The organism is Pseudoduganella flava (assembly GCF_007830495.1).
Lineage (GTDB): Bacteria > Pseudomonadota > Gammaproteobacteria > Burkholderiales > Burkholderiaceae_D > Rugamonas > Rugamonas flava.
Genome location: NZ_VLKW01000007.1, coordinates 49,044 through 63,631 on the forward strand (window position 1 = coordinate 49,044; position 14,588 = coordinate 63,631).

11 protein-coding genes and 1 pseudogene are annotated in these 14,588 nt (G+C 68.9%); 6 read left to right on the top strand and 6 right to left on the bottom strand.

Going from position 1 to position 14,588, the window contains the following annotated elements; translation table 11 throughout:
* Nucleotides 1-67: 67 nt before the first annotated feature.
* On the top strand, nt 68-469 hold the full coding sequence (locus IP92_RS18135; RefSeq protein WP_145877601.1) for a VOC family protein: 402 nt from the start codon (nt 68-70) through the stop codon (nt 467-469).
* Here the strand turns inward: IP92_RS18135 and IP92_RS18140 are convergent.
* The 3 genes and pseudogenes from IP92_RS18140 to IP92_RS18150 all read right to left on the bottom strand — a co-directional run bounded on the left by IP92_RS18140 (nt 386) and on the right by IP92_RS18150 (nt 3,366).
* A pseudogene (locus IP92_RS18140) lies at nt 386-1,375 on the bottom strand (DMT family transporter). The gene IP92_RS18135 and the pseudogene IP92_RS18140 sit on opposite strands and share 84 nt — an antisense overlap.
* Nucleotides 1,376-1,451: 76 nt before the next feature.
* On the bottom strand, nt 1,452-2,201 hold the full coding sequence (locus IP92_RS18145) for a helix-turn-helix transcriptional regulator (protein WP_145877603.1): 750 nt from the start codon (nt 2,199-2,201) through the stop codon (nt 1,452-1,454).
* Nucleotides 2,202-2,238: 37 nt separating this feature from the next.
* Nucleotides 2,239-3,366, bottom strand: coding sequence for a sugar diacid recognition domain-containing protein (locus IP92_RS18150; RefSeq protein ID WP_145877605.1), 1,128 nt, complete (start codon nt 3,364-3,366; stop codon nt 2,239-2,241).
* Nucleotides 3,367-3,499: 133 nt separating this feature from the next.
* Between IP92_RS18150 and IP92_RS18155 the strand changes: the two genes are divergently transcribed.
* The gene (locus tag IP92_RS18155) at nt 3,500-4,831 is read left to right on the top strand and encodes an MFS transporter (protein WP_145877607.1); all 1,332 of its coding nucleotides are present in this window, start codon (nt 3,500-3,502) and stop codon (nt 4,829-4,831) included.
* Nucleotides 4,832-4,836: 5 nt separating this feature from the next.
* Nucleotides 4,837-5,982, top strand: coding sequence for a glycerate kinase (locus IP92_RS18160; RefSeq protein ID WP_145877609.1), 1,146 nt, complete (start codon nt 4,837-4,839; stop codon nt 5,980-5,982).
* A gap of 94 nt (nt 5,983-6,076) precedes the next feature.
* On the opposite strand, the gene IP92_RS18165 is transcribed toward IP92_RS18160, so the two are convergent.
* Nucleotides 6,077-7,171: a hypothetical protein gene (locus tag IP92_RS18165; protein ID WP_145877612.1), complete on the bottom strand. Its 1,095-nt coding sequence runs from the start codon at nt 7,169-7,171 to the stop codon at nt 6,077-6,079.
* Nucleotides 7,171-7,692, bottom strand: a complete 522-nt coding sequence (locus IP92_RS18170) for a DUF805 domain-containing protein (RefSeq protein ID WP_145877614.1) — start codon at nt 7,690-7,692, stop codon at nt 7,171-7,173. The genes IP92_RS18165 and IP92_RS18170 overlap by 1 nt, the downstream gene beginning before the upstream one ends.
* Nucleotides 7,693-7,926: 234 nt before the next feature.
* On the opposite strand from IP92_RS18170, the gene IP92_RS18175 reads away from it, so the two are divergent.
* The gene (locus IP92_RS18175) at nt 7,927-10,242 is read left to right on the top strand and encodes a putative bifunctional diguanylate cyclase/phosphodiesterase (protein WP_229418839.1); all 2,316 of its coding nucleotides are present in this window, start codon (nt 7,927-7,929) and stop codon (nt 10,240-10,242) included.
* 333 nt (nt 10,243-10,575) lie between these two features.
* On the opposite strand, the gene IP92_RS18180 is transcribed toward IP92_RS18175, so the two are convergent.
* Nucleotides 10,576-10,767, bottom strand: a complete 192-nt coding sequence (locus tag IP92_RS18180; protein WP_158206789.1) for a Nif11 family protein — start codon at nt 10,765-10,767, stop codon at nt 10,576-10,578.
* A gap of 260 nt (nt 10,768-11,027) precedes the next feature.
* Between IP92_RS18180 and IP92_RS18185 the strand changes: the two genes are divergently transcribed.
* Nucleotides 11,028-11,909 carry a cyanophycinase gene (locus IP92_RS18185; RefSeq protein ID WP_145877619.1) on the top strand — a complete coding sequence of 294 codons (882 nt, stop codon included), beginning with the start codon at nt 11,028-11,030 and terminating at the stop codon, nt 11,907-11,909.
* Nucleotides 11,906-14,536 (top strand): cyanophycin synthetase, encoded by a 2,631-nt coding sequence (gene cphA, locus IP92_RS18190; RefSeq protein ID WP_145877621.1) that lies wholly within the window; start codon nt 11,906-11,908, stop codon nt 14,534-14,536. Before IP92_RS18185 ends, cphA begins: the two co-directional genes overlap by 4 nt.
* The last annotated feature ends 52 nt before the right edge of the window (nt 14,537-14,588 follow it).

Consider the following 14,588-nt stretch of genomic DNA (forward strand, 5'->3'; position numbering starts at 1 on the left):
CGTCCTGGCTTGATCCAGGCGGAGTCGCTCGGCGGGTCTTTGCATCCCCATTGAATCGAGGCGACTCATGCAACTGACACCCACCATCTACTTCCCTGGCATTTGCGACGATGCCATTGCGTTCTACGGCAAGGCGCTCGGCGCCGAGCTGCTGTTCATCAAAAAGGTCGCCACCGACATCCCGCTGGCCCAGCAAAAACCCGGCACCGAGCACAAGGTGCTGCGTGCCGCGCTGCGCATCGGCGACAGTGTTGTCTACCTGTCCGACGGCCACCGCGACACCCCCACCTTCGCCGGCGTTTCGCTGACGTTGACCCTGCCCGACCGCGCGGCGGCGCAGCGCACGCTCGATGCGCTGGCCGACGGCGGCAACGTGCGGTTACCGCTACGTGAGACGTCGTGGACGGGAGCCTTCGGCGCCGTGTGCGACCGCTTCGGCATGGACTGGCTCGTGCAGGTCCTCGACTGACGGCGGGCTGCGGCGCACCGTCCGCACCGGGCGGTGCGCCGCCGTGCACGACACCACGCCTGCCACCAGCAGCAGCATCGCGGCCGCTTCCAGCGCCGTCGGCAGGCGTGCTTCCCACACCAGGCCATACAGCAGGCCGAACACCGTCTCGAACACGATCATCTGGCCCGTCAACGCCAGCGGCAACGCGCGGCTGGCGCGGTTCCACAGCGCGTTGCCGAGCACGGAGCACAGCAGCGCCACCGCACTGACGACGCCGAGAAAGCGCCACCATTGCGCGGCCGTCGCCGTGCCGTCCATCAGCACGAACGCGGGTACCGCCAGCAGCAGCGCCTCGGCCCCCGTGACGACGCCCAGCAGCAGGCTCCATTCATGGGCGCCCACGTCGTGCAGCCGGCCGAGCCAGCGGCTGTTGCCGACGGCGTACGCGGTCCACGATGCCAGCGCGCCCAGTGCGCACAGCAGGCCGCCCGGCGACACGGCCAGCGACTGCCAGCCGATGCATGCCAGGCCCGCGATGCTGAGCGCCAGCGACGGCAGCAGCCGGCGCAGCGGCACGGCATGCCGGTCGCGGGAGCCCGCAAGCGTGACGGCCACGGGCAGCAACCCGATCACGAGCGATGCCATCGCCACGCCGCCCGATTGCACGGCCTCCGCCAGCAGCACTTAATACAGGATGTTGCCGCTGAACGCGAGCCACGCCAGGCCGCGCCAGGTGCGCCACGTGAGGCGCGTGCGCAGCGTGCGCCACATCGGCGCGATCAGCAGCGCAGCCACGGCGCCGTACGCGAGGTAGCGGCCGGCGGACAGCTGCAGCGGCTTGAAGCCCGGCGTCAGTTCCGGCGCGAGAAAGACCAGTCCCCACAGGGCGCCGGCCGCGATGCCGGCGGCGATGCCGCGGCGGATGTCATGAACCACCATCGATGAAATCTCCAGAAAGCGGGAATTCTCGGTGGCGGCGGCGCGGCCGTCTTGGCGCCGTCTACAGTGTTTTTGACGAATCCTGCACGGCGCGGCGGTAAGCGGCCGGGGTGACGCCCAGCGTGTCGCGCATTGCCCGCGTCAGCGCGCTCTGGTCGGAGAAGCCGGCCGCCAGCGCCACGTCGGCGATCGGCCGGGTAGTGTTGGCCAGCCAGGCGCAGGCCCGGTCCAGGCGCAGCGCCAGCAGCCAAGCGTGCGGGCTGGTATCGAGCTCGCTGCGAAACAGCGCATGCAGGCGGCTGACGCTAACGCCGGCAGCTTGCGCCATCGCCGCCGTGCTCCATGGCAGCCCCGGTTCCGCCTCGACGCGGGCGCGCAACGCGGCCAGCCGCGAGGCCGGCTGCACGGGGCTGGCGGCCAGCGTGTCCAGCAGGAGCGGCACCCAGTTCGCCAGCACGCCGCCGGTAGCGGGTGCGTCGGCCATCAGCGCCATGTAGTCGACCAGCTTGCGGGCGGCCGGCGGCAATGCGGTGAACGGCCGCTCCAGCAGGCGCTCGCGCTGGGCGTCGATGAAGGCGGCGTCGACGTCGACGATCAGCGAGCGGTTGCCGGCCGCGCCACTCTGAGTATGCCAGGCGCCCGGCGCCACCAGCGCGCCATGCAGCGGATCGAGCCGCCCTTCCCTGCCCTCGATCTCGAGCACGACGGCGCCAGAAACGGGCAGCACGAGCTGCGCGAACGCATGGCGGTCGGGCGCCTCGCGCGCGCCGTAGCTGCGTACGTGGAGGTCGGTGAAGGGCTGGGTGATCATCGTGAAAGGCGCGGAAGAAGAACCAGTCTAGCACGCGTCACGGCGTTTCCAGCAGCGCGGACACGTACAGCAGGAAGCGGTCCTCGGTGCGCGCCAGGTCCAGCCCCGTGATGTCGGCGATGCGCCGCAGCCGGTAATCGAGCGTGTTGCGGTGGATGTGCAGTGCGGCCGCCGTGGCTCCCCCATTGCCGTCATGGGCGAACCATGCGTCCAGCGTGCGGCGCAACAGGCCCTTGCGGTCGCCGGCATGCAGGCGGGCCATCGGCTGGCGCAGCTGGCGCGCCTGCCAGCCCGCGCCCAGGCCCGACAGCAGCACGGGCAGCGCCAGCTCGTCGTAGCTGAAGCGGCGCGCGGCCGGGTCGCGCGCGCGGCCGATGCGGGCGGCCGCCTGCGCGCTCTGGTACGAGATCGCGGCGCCGTCGACGCCCGGCAGCGCGATACCCATCGCCAGCGCATGCGGCTGCCGGCATTCGTCGCGCAGCATGGCCGCCAGCAGGTCGCCTTGCCGGCGCGGTGGCGGCGCCGAGGCCGGGTCGTACGATGCCAGCAGCACCATCTCGCGCGGGCCCGCGGCCGCCGTCAGCAGCGCGCCGTCGCGGGCCAGTAGACGCAGTTGCAGACGCTGGATCTCGGCCAGCGCGTCGGCACCGTCGTCCAGCTGCAGCAGGAACACGAGCTGGGTGCGGCCAAAGTCGAGCCCGAGCCGCTGGCCCCACGCCGCCAGTTCGCCGCGCGTCGCCTCGTCGTAGCGGATCAGGTTCAGCACGAACGCTTCGCGGTGGCGCGAGTCGCGCTGCAGCGCGCCGGCCAGCGCGGCCTGCTCGAGGATCATCTCGGCCGTCAGCCGCACCAGCGCGCCGAACTGGCGCACCTCGTCCGGCGTGCCGGACAGCCCCACCGCGCCGCACACCTGGCCGTTGACGACGAGCGGCAGGTTGATGCCCGGCTTCGCGCCATGCATATTGCGCGCCGTCGCCGCGTCGATCTCCACGGGCACCTGCTTGGCCAGCGCCAGCAGCGCGCCCGCATGCAGCTCGCCGATGCGCGACGGCGTGCCGCTGGCCAGGATCGTGCCGTGCGCGTCCATCACGTTGACGTTGAACGGGATGATGCGCATGGTGCGGTCGACGATGTCCCGCGCGAGGCCGGTGGTCAGGATGTCCATTCAGCGAGTCTAGCGCAAGCTTGTGCATATTCCCAGGAATTCGCACTGCCACGGCTTCGATTATTGTGCGCATGCACGAGGACTTTGGCATCGCGTTTCCACATAATCGGCAAACCACGATAAGGAGACATGCATGAGCACCACGCTTTCCGCCGCCCGCGCCGACGCCGGCGCGGCTTCGCCCATCCTCGAGCGGGGCTATCGCAAGGCCACCTGGCACCTGATTCCATTCATCTTCGTCTGCTACCTGTTCAATTACCTGGACCGTGTGAACGTCGGCTTCGCGAAGCTGGAGATGCTCGATGCGCTCAAGCTCAGCAACACCGTGTACGGGCTGGGTGCCGGCATCTTCTTCATCGGCTACGTGCTGTCCGGCGTGCCCAGCAACCTGATCCTGCACCGCATCGGCGCGCGCCGCTGGATCGCCGTGATGATGGTGGCATGGGGCGCGCTGTCGGCCGCGATGCTGACCGTGACGTCGCCGCTGTCGTTCTACGTGCTGCGCTTTTTCACCGGCGTGGCCGAAGCGGGCTTCTTCCCCGGCATGGTGCTGTACTTCACGCACTGGTTCCCCGCCGCGAAACGGGGCCAGGTGATGGCGCTGTTCATGTCGGCGATTCCCGTGTCCGGCCTGATCGGCGGTCCGCTGTCCGGCTGGATGCTGGAGCACTTCGCGGCCGGCCAGGGCGGTCTCGCCGGCTGGCAGTGGCTGTTCCTGCTGCAAGGCCTGCCGACGGTGGTGCTGGGCGTGGCCGTGTGGTGCTACCTGTCCGAAGGCGTGCGCCAGGCGCGCTGGCTGACGGCCGACGAAAAGGCGGCGATGCTGGTCGCGCTGGCCGACGACGAGCAACGCCGCGTGCAGGCACCGCAAGCCGTGCAGTCGACCGGCAGCGCGTTCGCCAATCCGCACGTGTGGATGCTGGGCGTGATCTACTTCTCGATCCAGATGGGCGTGTACGCGCTGAACTTCTGGCTGCCGTCGATCATCAAGGCACTGGGCTTCGCCAGCGCCGTGACGGTCGGCTGGCTCAGCGCGATCCCCTACCTGCTGGCCGGCGTGTTCATGGTGTTCGTCGGCCGCTCCGCCGATGCGCGCGGCGAGCGCCGCCTGCACCTGGCGGTGCCAATGCTGATGGGCCTTGCCGGCCTGCTGCTGGCGGCGAACTTCTCGACCAATACCGTCATCGTGATGACGGGCCTGACGCTGGCCACGATGGGCGCGCTGACGGCGCTGCCGATGTTCTGGCCGCTGCCGTCCGCCTTCCTCGGCAGCGCCGCCGCCGCGGCCGGCCTGGCCCTCATCAATTCGCTGGGCCAGATCGCCGGCTTCGTCAGCCCGTTCCTGGTGGGCTGGATCAAGGACGCGACGGGCAGCACCGACGTCGCGCTGTACATCCTCTCTTCCGTGCTGTTCGTCGGCGCCGTGCTGGTGCTGCGCGTGCCGGCCCGCCTCGTCAACCGGTGAACCCCATGAAGATCGTCATCGCCCCCGATTCGTTCAAGGAAAGCCTCAGCGCGCTGGCCGTCGCCGAGGCCATCGAGCAAGGCATGCGCGAAGTGCTGCCCGACGCGCGCTACGTGAAACTGCCCGTCGCCGACGGCGGCGAAGGCACCGTGCAGGCGCTGATCGATGCCAGCGGCGGCCGCCGCGTCGAGGCCACCGTGACGGGACCGCTGGGAGAACCCGTCGCCGCGTTCTACGGCATCATGGGCGACGGCGTCACGGCCGTCATCGAGATGGCCGCCGCCAGCGGGCTGGAACTGGTGCCGCCGGCACGGCGCGATCCATTGGTCACGACGAGCCGCGGCACCGGCGAATTGATCCGCGCCGCCCTCGACGCGGGCGCGCGCCGCTTCGTGCTCGGTATCGGCGGCAGCGCCACCAACGACGGCGGCGCGGGCATGCTGTGCGCGCTCGGCGTGCGCCCGCTTGACGCGGCGGGTGCCGACCTCCCGGATGGCGGCGGCGCGCTGGCGCAGCTCGCGCACATCGACGCATCCGGGCTCGATGCCCGCATCGCCGGCAGCACGTTCGACATCGCCTGTGACGTCAGCAACCCGCTGACGGGCCCGAACGGCGCGTCAGCCATCTTCGGCCCGCAGAAAGGCGCGACGTCGGCGATGGTGCAAACCCTCGACGCGAACCTGGCCCGCTTCGGCGAACTGGTGGCCGCCTGCACGGGCCGCGCCGTGGCCGACGTGCCGGGCGCCGGCGCGGGCGGCGGCATCGGTGCCGCGATGCTGGCCTTCCTGCAAGGCCGGCTGCGCCCCGGCAGCGAGATCGTCACCGAAGCGGTGGGGCTCGATGCCGCCGTGGCCGATGCGGACGTCGTCGTCACCGGCGAAGGCCGTATCGACGGCCAGACGGTGAACGGCAAGACCCCGGTCGGTGTCGCCCGCGTCGCGCAGCGCCATGGTGTGCCGGTGATCGCGATCGGCGGCTCGCTGGCGCCGGACACGCACCTCGTGCACGCGCACGGCATCGACGCCGTGTTCGCCGCCGTGAACCGTCCGGGCACCGTGGCCGAAGCGCTGGCGGCCGGCACGGAGAACGTGCGGCGCGCGGCGCGCAATGCGGCGGCGGCGATCGCGATCGGGATGCGGCTGCGGTGCTGAACGAAGCCTCGTCTGCACGCTGCAGTACCGGTCGGCGGAGCCGCCGGCCGTCAGCAATGCGCGGGTGCTGACCCGGCAGGCGCGCCGCTCCCGCTCAACGCGATCCGCTCGCCGGCAGCGCGAAGCTGGCGACGGCGGTGCCGTAGGCGTAACGGAAGGTCGCATCCATGCCGGTTGCCTTGCCGTTCGAGCGCTCCCGTTCGCGGAACGAATACGGCATGCCATCCGGGGTCACGACGAGCGTCAGCACATACTGGTTCAGGTCCGGCTCGGCCGTGACCAGCCACCGCCCGTTCTCCTCGAGTGACGCGGCTTGCACGATCTCATACGATGTGCAGCGCGCCTGCCCGCACGCGACAGTCGACTGTGCGATCGACATGATCGCGTCGGGTACGAGCTTGCGCATACCGAAATCCATGTTCATGTCGGGTGGCAGGTTCTCGCAGCGGAAGGTGCCGCGTGCCGGTTTCCTGCAGATGCTGTCGCCCACGATGATGCTTTCGCGCTCGCTCCTCACTTCGCGGAACCGCACGGGCGGCGCCGCGAAGTATTCGTCGTAGCCTTCCTGTGCGGCGCCGTCGGGCGCGACGAGGTGGACATCGGTGCGCAGCCCGGTCCGCGCCCGTTCGACCAGGCGCGCATTTGCCGCGGCATGGGCGGCTACAGCCGCTTCGAGCTGCGCGGGGGCCGGGTGCAGGCGGCGGAACTCGGCAGCCGTGGCAAACGCCGGCCTGGCGTTGCAGGCCAGGCTCGTGCCGCCGGCGGTATCGGTGGTACCGGCTCCCGCCGGGCAAGGGCCCCCGGCACGTTGCGCCGACGGCGTTTCAACCACCTTGCCGCACACGCGGGCCTTCCACACCTCGTCGCGCCCACCGTCGACCTGCACGATCTCCAGCATCTCCCCCGGCGCGCAGTGCGCGCCGCCGACCGCCATCGGCAGCGTGAGCAACAGCAGCAGTACGCGCTGCTCCGCTGGGAGCAGGCGCGAACGGCGCAGCATCACAAACGAATCGGTCGTCCAGTTATCCTGCAGGTATTCGCCATATTCCTTGCCCGCTGGATGGGCGCTTTGCGCATCGGTCAGCGGCCATGGCGTACCGCCGGGCGTGCCGCACCCGGTCAGCGCGAGCGCGGCACCGGCCGCGCAGGCAAGCCGGCGCAGCGCCGGGAACGTCGTCGGCGGCGCCATCACAACACCTGGCCCGAAGGTGCGTTGCGGTTCTGGTAGCCGGGATGCGGGCCGCTCACGAAGGCGGCGACGACCCCGATCACCAGCAGCGCCACGAACAGCAGCGCGGCGGCCACAATGCCGGGCGTGTTTGGCCCGGGTGCCGGCCCATGGCGGTTCGGCCCCGCATCGCCACGCGCGCACGCGATCCACAGGAAGACAACCACGTTGACGAGCGGGATGATCATTCCGAACGCCTGCCAGCCGGCATGGCCCATGTCGTTCAGGCGGCGCCTGCCCAGCAGGACGGATACGACGACGCTCGCCACCGACACCAGGACTTGCACCGCAATGTAGGCGGACGATTCCGGCTTGGCGAGCAGCGCGACGAGGAACATCGGCGGCACCGTCGTCAACAGGCCCAGCCCGAGCACGTACGCCAGGTAGCGCAGCCGGCCGATCCGGCCGCGCCACGCGAACATGCGGGGTGTATAGGTGTCGGGGGTGACGGGGGTGTCGGGCGTGCTGGCGAAATCGGTCACGGGGCAATGCTCCAGGTAATTACTTAGGGGAAAATAGTAGGGGCTGATGCGGGGGTGTGCAAACCATTCTGCATGGCCGGCCTGGAATTTGTCGCATTATTAGCTGGAATGCCACTTTTGTGAGCAACTAGCAACAAAATAGCCGAAGTTAGTGACTTCAGGACGGTGGCGCGGTATCCTGTTTCCCCTTGGAAATGAAGATTTCCATGTTCCACCAACCGGCAAGGCAGTTCCGTGGTCTTCAACGATATCGCGCACTGGCGCACACAGATCCTCGCATCCCTGCTGTCGACGACGGCAATGGTCGGCACGGCCGCCGCGGTGCCGAGCATCGCGCTCGCGCTGCACGAGGGCCTGTGGGCCATCGCGCTCGTCGACACGCTGGCATTCGTGTGGGTGCTGGTCCTGTGGCGCGCGCGCGGGCTGCCGTACGCGACGCGCGTATGCAATCTGCTGGCGATCCTGTACTTCATCGGCGTGGCGATGATGCTGACGGTCGGTCCGATCAGCCAGGTCTACCTGCTGGCCGCGCCGATCCTGGCGGCGATCCTGCTGGGCCTGTGGCCGGCGATAGGGGCGCTGATCATCACGTCCGGGACGATCATCGCGTTGACGTTGACGGGCCACGCGCGGCTGTACGTGACGGGCATGCCCGATTACGCGCCGCTGCCGACGCTGGTCGTCACGCTCAATTACACCTGCATCGGCCTGCTGCTGACCATTACGTCCAGCGTGCTGCTGCAGCGCCTCGCGCGTTCGCTGACGGACCTGCGCACGTTCGCCGACTCGCTGGAGGAACGGCAGGACGAACTGCAGCACCTCAATGGCGAACTGCGCCTCACGGCCGCCGCCGTCTCGTGCCTGAACGAGATGGTGCTGATCGCGCGCGCCGTGCCGATCCCCGGCGCCGAGCAGCCGATCGTGTTCGCCAACGACGCCGTGCTGCGCCGCACCGGCTACACGCGCGACGAGATGCTGGGCAAGAGCATGCGCATGCTGCACGGACCACTCACCGATCAGGACGAGGTGGCGCGCGTGGTGCAGGCGATGCGCGACGTGCGCTCCATATCGGCCGAACTGGTGAACTACACGCGCGACGGGCAATGGTATTGGGTCGAGATGGAACTGGTGCCGTTCGCTGACGAAGGCGGCAACAACACGCACTGGGTGCTGGTGGGGCGCGACGTGACCGAACGCCGCAAGGCGGCGGACGCGATCCACCAGCTGGCGTTCTACGACGTGCTCACGGGCCTGCCGAACCGCCGCCTGCTGATGGACCGGCTGCAGCAGGTGCTCGACGCCGCGGGCGCCGGCCACTATGCGGCCGTGATGTTCATCGACCTCGATCACTTCAAGTACATCAACGATGCGCGGGGCCACGCCACGGGCGACATGATGCTGCGCGCCGCGGCCCAGCGGCTGTCGCAGCTCGTGCACGCGAACGACACGGTGGCGCGGCTGGGCGGTGACGAATTCGTCGTGCTGCTGGCCGACCTCGGCACGGTGGAGACGGCGGCGACCCGGCGCGCGCTGGCGATGGCCGAGCGGGTGCGCGCCGCGCTGATGCAGGGGTTCCACATCGAAGGCCAGGCTTACCAGTCGTCCGCCAGCATCGGCGTGGCGCTGCTGCCGCGCGAAGGCCAGACGGTGGACGACCTGCTGCGCGAGGCGGACATCGCGATGTACCGCGCCAAGGCAGGCGGCCGCAATGGCGTGGCGCTGTTCGAAGACACGATGCGGGCAGAGGTCGAGCGCCGGCTGACGATGGAGCGCGACCTGTCGCACGCGCTGCAGAACGGCGAACTGCAGATGCACGTGCAGCTGCAGGTCGATCAGCACGCCCGCCCTGTCGGCGCCGAGCTGCTGATGCGCTGGCGCCGCGCGGACGGCACATCGGTGCCGCCGGACCAGTTCATTCCCGTGGCGGAGGCGACCGGGCTGATCGTCCAGCTGGGGCATTTCGCGCTGCGGCAGGCTTGCCTGGCGTGGCTGCGGCTGTCGGCTGCGGGGCATGCGCTGCCGCTGTCGGTGAACGTGAGCCCGTCGCAATTCCGCCAGCCGGACTTCGTCGCGCAAGTGCGTGCGACGCTGGCCGAGACGGGCGCGCCGGCGTCGCAACTGATCTTCGAAGTGACGGAAGGACTGCTGATCGACAACCTGGACGACACGATCGCGCGGATGCACGAGCTGGCGCAGCTGGGCATCCGCTTCTCGATCGACGACTTCGGCACCGGCTACTCGAGCCTGGCGTACCTGAAGCGGATGCCGCTGTACGAACTGAAGATCGACCGCAGCTTCATCCACGACACGCCGGGCGACGCGAACGGCACGGCGATAGTCCAGTCGATCCTCGCGATGGCGGCCCACCTGGGCTTGCGCGTCGTGGCCGAAGGCGTCGAAACCCACGACCAGGCAGCGTTCCTGGCCGCCCACGGCAGCCCCGGCATGCAAGGCTACCTGTTCGCCCGCCCGATGCCGCTGCCGGAAATGCTCGCGTTGCTCGAAGCGCAACGCCACCCATCCCCCGCCCACGCCGACGCCAACAGCTGAGCTGGTCGCAAAACCACACCAGGGACTGTCCCTGAATTGCTGAGCTGGTTGCAAAACCACACCAAACGACAGGGACTGTCCCTCAATCCTGGAAATATTTCCTAAAACGAGGGACAGTCCCTCGATTTTGGAAATACTTTTGCGGAAACGGTTTTCGCAGACCCGGCACGCCGCCTCCCTATGAAAGCCGCTGGCCCGTTATCCCGCACATTGCCGGGCGCTTAGCGTTTTCGACGCAGATGAACTGCTGAGCTGGTTGTAAAGCGACGAGGGACTGTCCCTCGATTCTGGAAATATTTCCTGTTTCGAGGGACAGTCCCCGAATTTTGGAAATTATTTTAGGTCGGCAGCGTCAGCCAGCAGGCGTGCTTCGTTCGGCGTCAGCGTGACGCCGTGGCGGGCCGCGATGGCTGCGAGCGCGACGAAATCGATCTCGCCCAGTTCCAGGTACTTCGCTACTTCGGCCTGCAGGGCCGGCGAGGCTTCCACTTGCCGGCGGAAGCGTTGTGCTGCGGCGATCGACATGCGCTCTCCTGAAAAAAAGACATTGTAGCGAGGCAATTGCGCGCCCTCAACAAGGTTTTTTTTCCAGATCAAATTAGCAAATAAGCAGCTGTGTGGCATCAAGTAATCCGAATCTTACAAATTCACGCGCCGAACGCCACTGGCTGAGCATGCTCGCCTGCACCGATACTTGGCACCGATGCACCGCCGCGATGCGCGGTCGCTGACGACGCACCGACCCGGTGCGTCGTGGACAGCCGGCACACCTTGAGGGACGAGACATGAACGAGGATGGATGCCTGCTGATCATCGGTGGCGACGAAGAGACGCGCCACCGCAAGGACATTTTGCAGCGCTTCGTGGACCTGGCAGGGGGCCCCGAACGTAACCTGGTGCTGCTGACCAGCGCCAGCGCGGAACCGGAGGAGATGGCCGCGCCCTACCACGACATCCTGTCGCAGCTGGGCGTGCGCCGCCATGCGTCCGTGCACACCACGACGCGCGAAGAAGCCAACGATGCCGCGCTGGCCGAACGGATCGCGCATGCGGACGGCATCCTGATCACCGGCGGTGACCAGAAGCGGCTGATGGCCAATATCGGCGGCACGGCACTTGACCGCGCATTGCACGAGGCGCTGAAGCGCCGCTGCGCGTGCCTGGCCGGCACCAGCGCCGGCGCATCCGCGATGGCAGGCCACATGCTCGCTTCCGGCTTCGCGGAGTTCGAGCCGGAGAAAGGCGCCGGCGTGCTGGGCGCGGGGCTGGGCTTCGTGCAGCACGTCGTCATCGACCAGCACTTCTCGCAGCGCCACCGCATCAACCGGCTGCTCAGCGTGATCGCGCAAAACCCCTATCTGTACGGCCTCGGCATCGATGAGGACACCGCCCTCGTCGTCGAACGGGGCGTCGGCATCGAAGTGATCGGCGCCGGCGGCGTCACGTTCCTGGACGGCCGCGGCATGACGACCAACGCCGCCGACATCGACAACGGCGAACGCCCCGAACTGATCGGCGTGCAGCTGCACGTGCTGCCGTCCGGCTCCGGCTACGTGCTGCCCGGCCAGGGCGGCCAGGCGGTGCGCCTCGCCCACGTGACACGCGAAGCGCCCGCCCCCATTCAAGAATTCATCAGCAATCTCACGAAGAGGAACCCGTTATCATGAACATCATCGAGCAACGCCTGCTGCGCGGCCGTAACCTGTACTCCCACCATCCCTGCCTGCTGACGGTGCTCGATACGGGGGACCTGAAGGACGCGCGCACCGACGCGATCCCGGGTTTCGTCGAACGCCTGCTCGAGCTGCTGCCGTCGCTGTACGACCATCGCTGCTCGGTCGGTAAATACGCCGGCTTCGTGCAGACGCTACGTGCCGGCACCAATATCGCGCACGTCGTCGAACACGTCACGCTGGCGCTGCAATGCCTGGCCGGCACCACCGTCAACACGGGCCGCACGCACGAAGCGGGCGACGGCAAGTACCGCGTCGTCTGCGCCTATGAACTGGAACAGGTCGTGACGGACGCCTTCGACGCGGCCGTCGCCCTCGTCACGGCGCTGGCCCGCGGCGAGCCGTATGCGCTCAGCGAAGCCGTGGCCGCGCTGCGCGAGACGGCCGAGGACCATGCGATCGGCACCAGCACGGGCGCGATCGTCAGCGCAGCGAAGGCACGCGGCATTCCCGTGCTGCGCCTGACGGAGGAAGCGAACCTGTTCCTGCTGGGCTGGGGCGCGCGCCAGAAGCGGCTGCAGGCGACGATCACGGCCGACACGGGCCACATCGCCGTCGGCATCGCCAGCGACAAGCAATTGACGAAGGCGCTGCTGCAGGAAGCGGGCGTGCCGGTGCCGGAAGGCGTCACGGTGCGCACTGTCGAACAGGCGCAGCGCGCGGCACGCCGCCTGGGCGGCACCGTCACCGTCAAGCCGCTGGACGGCAATCACGGCCGCGGCGTGACGACCCGCTGCAATACGCCGGAAGACGTGGCCCTCGCATTCGAGCGGGCCCGCATGCATGGCCGCCGCATCATCGTCGAGCGTTACGTGACGGGCCACGACTACCGCGTGTTGGTCGCCAACGGCAAGGTCGCCGCGGCGGCGCTGCGCCGGCCGCCCGCCGTCACGGGCGACGGCGTCGCCAATGTGCGGGCGCTGGTCGAGCGCGAGAACCTGAACCCGGCCCGCGGCGAAGGCCACACGAACATCCTGACCAAAATCCCGCTGGACGGCCATGCCGAAACGATGCTGGCCGAACAGGGCCTGACGTTCGACAGCGTGCCGGCCGCCGGCGTCGTCGTGACGTTGCGCGGCAACGCCAACCTGTCCACGGGCGGCACCGCCGAGGACGTGACGGACCTGCTGCCGGCATCGACGCGCATGCTGTGCGTGCGCGCCGCGCAGAAGATCGGGCTGGACGTGGCGGGCCTGGACGTGATCTGCGCCGACATCGCCCAGCCGCTCGAAGAGCAAGGTGGCGCGATCATCGAGGTCAATGCCGCGCCGGGCATCCGCATGCACCAGTACCCCAGCGCCGGCACGCCGCGCAACGCCGGCGAGGCGATCGTCGAAGGCATGTTCGGCACCAGCGACGGCCGCATTCCCGTCATCGCCGTGACGGGCACGAACGGCAAGACGACGACCACGCTGATGCTGGACCACAGCGTGCGTGCGACCGGCGTGCGCACCGGCTGCACGACGACCGAGGGGGTGTTCATCGACGGTACCTGCATCCGGCGCGGCGATTGCGCCGGCTACTGGTCCGCCCGCACCGTGCTGACCGATCCGAACGTGGACTTCGCCGTGCTGGAGACGGCGCGCGGCGGCATCCTGAAGCGCGGCCTCGCGTTCGACCGCTGCGACGTGGCGGTGGTGCTGAACGTGTCGCACGACCACCTGGGCCTGGACGGCGTGAACACCATCGACGACCTGGCGCGCGTGAAAGCCGTCGTCGCGAAGGCGGCGTCGAAAGCCGTGGTGCTGAACGCGCAGGATGCGTATTGCGTGGCGATGGCCGACGAACTGGAGCCGCACGTCGAACGGCTGTACTTCAGCTGCGACCCGGACAATCCGGTGCTGCTGCGCCACGTGGAGAACGGCGGCCGCGCGGCCTACCTGCAGGACGGCGCGCTGATCCTGGCGGACGGCACGCGCCGCCACCGCATCCTGTGGGCCGAGGAAATGCCGGCCGCGCTGGACGGCTGCGCGCGCCACAACATCGCCAACGCGCTCGCCGCAGGCGCCGCGCTGCTGGCGGCCGGGCTGCGCATCGCGCAGATCGCCGACGGCCTGGCGTCGTTCGTGTCGGACAACCAGGCCAACCCGCTGCGCACCAATGTGTACGACGTGCGCGGCGTGAAGGTGGTGGTCGACTATGCCCACAACCCGGCCGCGTATGCGGCACTGGGCCAGACGGCGCGCGGCATGAGCCAGCGCCGCACGGTGGCGGTGATCACCGCACCGGGCGACCGCCGCGACGAAGACCTGGCGCTGGTGGGCGAAACGTGTGGCGGAGCGTTCGATGAAGTGGTGGTGTACGAGTCGCCGTCCGAGCACCGCGGCCGCCGGCCGGGCGAACGCGCGGCGCTGATGGCGGCCGGCGCGATCCGCTCGTCGACCAGCGTGCACCTCGAACTGGCAACGGATGCCGCGCTGCGCCTCGCGTTGTCGCGCTGCCAGCCGGGCGACGTGATGCTGTTCGCCACCGGCACGTCGGTGACGGAACTGGTCGACGCGCTGCGCACGACGGATCCGGAAAGCGCGGAGCGGATCGCGCTGGCGGCTACCGGCAATTGATGTAAAAAATTGCCCAAAACCGGGGTCAGACCCCGAATTTGGGCAACTTTTC